Origin of the sequence: Streptomyces niphimycinicus (assembly GCF_018883605.1) — a bacterium.
Taxonomy (GTDB): domain Bacteria; phylum Actinomycetota; class Actinomycetes; order Streptomycetales; family Streptomycetaceae; genus Streptomyces; species Streptomyces niphimycinicus.
This window is the reverse complement of sequence record NZ_JAHLEM010001107.1, coordinates 1-3,263: the sequence shown is the minus strand read 5'-3', so window position 1 is coordinate 3,263 and position 3,263 is coordinate 1. Positions and strand designations below refer to the sequence as shown.

General features: G+C 71.3%; 4 protein-coding genes. 3 read left to right on the top strand and 1 reads right to left on the bottom strand.

Features of this window, described 5'->3' with window-relative positions:
* The first annotated feature begins 307 nt into the window (after positions 1 to 307).
* Entirely contained in the window at positions 308 to 1,276 is a 969-nt protein-coding gene (locus tag KN815_RS47960) for an alpha/beta hydrolase (RefSeq protein WP_216348045.1), read from the top strand.
* 16 nt (positions 1,277 to 1,292) lie between these two features.
* Here KN815_RS47960 and KN815_RS47955 read toward each other — a convergent pair whose 3' ends face one another.
* Positions 1,293 to 1,886: an HhH-GPD-type base excision DNA repair protein gene (locus tag KN815_RS47955; RefSeq protein ID WP_216348044.1), complete on the bottom strand. Its 594-nt coding sequence runs from the start codon at positions 1,884 to 1,886 to the stop codon at positions 1,293 to 1,295.
* Between the two features lie 162 nt (positions 1,887 to 2,048).
* On the opposite strand from KN815_RS47955, the gene KN815_RS47950 reads away from it, so the two are divergent.
* Together KN815_RS47950 and KN815_RS47945 are read left to right on the top strand one after the other, a co-directional pair.
* Complete coding sequence (locus KN815_RS47950; protein WP_216348043.1) at positions 2,049 to 2,834, top strand: sigma-70 family RNA polymerase sigma factor; 786 nt, start codon at positions 2,049 to 2,051, stop codon at positions 2,832 to 2,834.
* Positions 2,835 to 2,874: 40 nt separating this feature from the next.
* Positions 2,875 to 3,263, top strand: a 389-nt coding sequence (locus KN815_RS47945) for a dienelactone hydrolase family protein (RefSeq protein WP_372458659.1), incomplete at its 3' end; no start/stop codon positions are given.

Here is a 3,263-nt window from a genome sequence, read left to right as displayed (position 1 = left end):
GTCCCGCACCGGGCCCCGTGCCCGGACCGCCCCCGGGGCCGCCGCCCGACCCGATTCCCACCCCTCCGCCCGAGCCGCCGCCGAACCCCACCCCCGGCCCGACACCGGGCCCGGCCCCCGATCCGGTGCCCAAGCCGCCGGGCCCCGACCCGGTTCCCGAGCCATCACCGGCCCCGGGCCCGATCAGGTGAGGCCGTCGCTTACGCCACCCGGGCCCGACGGAAGCCCGGATGGCGTAACAGCGGTGGGTGCCGCGGCGGCCGGGGTGAGATCGTCGGACGGAATCGGACCGGAAAAGGAGAAGCAGATGTCCATCACCGCTCCGGCCCGCCCCGTCCTCGAACCCGCCGCCGCGGCGTTCGCCGAGGCCACCGCCAATCCGCCGTATCCGTACCAGATGACGCCCGCGGAGGGCCGTCGCACGCTCGACGAGGTGCAGTCCGGCGAGGTGCCCAAACCGGAGGTGGACGAGGAGTGGATCAGCGTCGGCGGTATCCCGGCGGGCGGCGTCAAGGCGCGGATCGTCCGCCCTCCGAAGGCCGTCGGCACCCTTCCGGTGATTCTCTACATCCATGGCGCGGGCTGGGTGTTCGGCAACGCCCACACCCATGACCGGCTGGTCCGGGAGCTGGCGGTCCGAGTGGGCGCCGCGGTCGTCTTCCCCGAGTACGACCTCTCCCCCGAGACCCACTACCCGGTGGCGCTGGAGCAGAGCTACGCCGTGGGCCAGTGGATCGTGGCCCATGGCGAGGGGGCCGGGCTCGACGCCTCCCGGATCGCGGTGGCCGGGGACTCGGTGGGCGGCAACATGGCCATCGCCCTCACCCTGCTCGCCAAGGAGCGCGGCGATCTGTCGCTGGTGCGGCAGGTGCTCTTCTACCCGGTGACCAACGCCGCCTTCGACACCGGCTCCTACGAGGAGTTCGCCGAGGGCTACTTCCTCACCCGTGAGGCGATGAAGTGGTTCTGGGACCAGTACACGACCGACCCGGCGCACCGCTCCGAGATCACCGCATCCCCGCTGCGCGCCACCCCCGACCAGCTCACCGGGCTGCCGCCCGCCCTCGTCATCACCGGCGAGGCGGATGTGCTGCGCGACGAGGGCGAGGCGTACGCGGCCAAGCTGCGGGAGGCCGGGGTGCCGGTCACCGCCCTGCGGATGCAGGGGATCATCCATGACTTCCTGATGCTCGACGCGCTGCGCGACACACGGGCGGCACGGGCCGCGCTCACCATGGCCGTGGACACCCTGCGGGACGCGCTGGGCACCGCCTGAACACGAGAAGCCCAGCTCAGCCCGCGCCGCCCTTGGCCTGCTTGGCCTGCCGCTTGAGCTCCTGCTTATGGGCGCGGACCTTGTCCAGCGACTCGGGCCCGGTGATGTCGGCCACCGAGCGATACGCGCCCTCCTCGCCGTAGGCCCCGGCGGCCTCGCGCCAGCCCTTGGGCCGCACCCCGAGCCGCTTGCCCAGCAGCGCGAGGAAGATCTGCGCCTTCTGCTTGCCGAAACCGGGCAGTTCGTTCAGCCGCCGGAGCAGTTCCTCGCCGGAGGAGGCATCGCGCCACATGGCGGTCGGATCGCCGTCGTAGTGCTCGGCCAGATATCCGCACAACCGCTGGATGCGCCCGGCCATCGAGCCCGGGTAGCGATGCACGGCGGGCTTCTCCGACAGCAGCGCGGCGAACCGCTCGGGGTCGTGGGCGGCGATCTCCTGGGCGTCCAGCCGGTCCCTGCCCAGACGCCCCGCGATGGTGTACGGACCGGAGAACGCCCACTCCATGGGCACCTGCTGATCGAGCAGCATCCCGACCATCAGGGCCAGTGGGTCGCGCTCGAGCAGGGCGTCCGCCTCGGGTTGCTGGGCGAGACGAAGGCGTGTGTTCATCCCCTGGCCCTACCCCGCCACCACCGGAATGAACCAGATGAAACGCGCATACCACCCAAAGGCGTACACACCATCACCAATTTGGTCGAATTGCGAGGCGTTGGGGCGCATGCGAATCTGGTGGCGAACCGCCGTGACATCGGAACACGGAGGCGAGTGACCATGTCAGCAACCGCGACTCGCCCACGACGCCATGACGACACTCCCGACACCGGCGGTGCCTTCCTGCGTCTGTCCCGGCTCCCGTCCGGACCTGAGCGCGACGCGCTGCGCGAGGCGATCATCTGCGCCTGGCTGCCCGTCGCCAAACGCCTGGCGCTGCGCTTCCGCAACAAGGGCGAGAACATGGAGGACCTCACCCAGGTCGCCTCGCTGGCCCTGGTGAAAGCCGTCGACCGCTACAACCCCGACCTCGGGCATGCCTTCCCCTCGTATGCGATCCCCGTCATCACCGGTGAGCTCAAGCGCCACTTCCGCGACTATCTGTGGACGCTGCACATCCCCCGCAACATCCAGGAGGTCCGCTCCCGTACCCGCTCCGCGCGCGACGCGCTGGAGCAGGAGCTCGGCGGGCGCACCCCCACCATCCATGAGATCTGCCTGCGCACCGGCATGCCCCAGGAGGATGTGAAGGCGGGTCTGGAGGCCAGCGCCTCCTGCACTCCGCTGTCCCTCAACGCCGCGGTCCAGGGCGCCGAGGAGCGGCTGCTCGCCGAGACGGTGGGCGCGGACGACGCCGCGATCGAACGCGTCGTCAACCGCGAGGCGCTGCGGGTGCTGATCGCCGAACTGTCGGAGCAGGACCGCTACGTGCTGTATCTGCGGTTCTTCGCCGGGCTTTCGCAGAGCCAGATCGGCGAGATCCTGGGCTTCTCGCAGATGCACATATCCCGCAGGCTCTCCCGGCTCTACAGCGAGCTGCGGCAAGGGCTCATGGCCTACGCCTAGCCGCAAGCCCAGCCCCGCAACCCCCGGCAGGAGGTGGCCGATGCGCTCCGAGACCGCCCGTATCGCCGCGGACGACGCCATGCTCGTGGGCGATCTGGCCCTTCCCGACCAGCCCATCGGCGTCGTCGCGTTCGCCCACGGCAGCGGCAGCTCCCGGCACAGCCCGCGCAATCGCGCGGTGGCCCGGGTGCTACAGGACGCCGACCTGGCCACCCTGCTCTTCGATCTGCTCACCGACGCCGAGGAGCGGGTGGACGCCATCACCGCCGAACTGCGCTTCGACATCCCGCTGCTGGGCCGCCGGCTGGTGGCCGCGGTGAACTGGCTCGGCGGCCATCCGGCCACCTCGGCGCTGCCGGTGGGGCTGTTCGGCGCCAGTACGGGCGCGGCGGCGGCGCTGACGGCCGCCGCGGAGCGGCCGGAACGGGC

Excerpts from the sequence above, each read along its gene's own strand:
- KN815_RS47950 (WP_216348043.1), top strand. The coding sequence starts at position 2,049 with ATGTCAGCAACCGCGACTCGCCCACGACGCCATGACGACACTCCCGAC.
- KN815_RS47955 (WP_216348044.1), bottom strand. The coding sequence starts at position 1,886 with ATGAACACACGCCTTCGTCTCGCCCAGCAACCCGAGGCGGACGCCCTG.
- KN815_RS47960 (WP_216348045.1), top strand. The coding sequence starts at position 308 with ATGTCCATCACCGCTCCGGCCCGCCCCGTCCTCGAACCCGCCGCCGCG.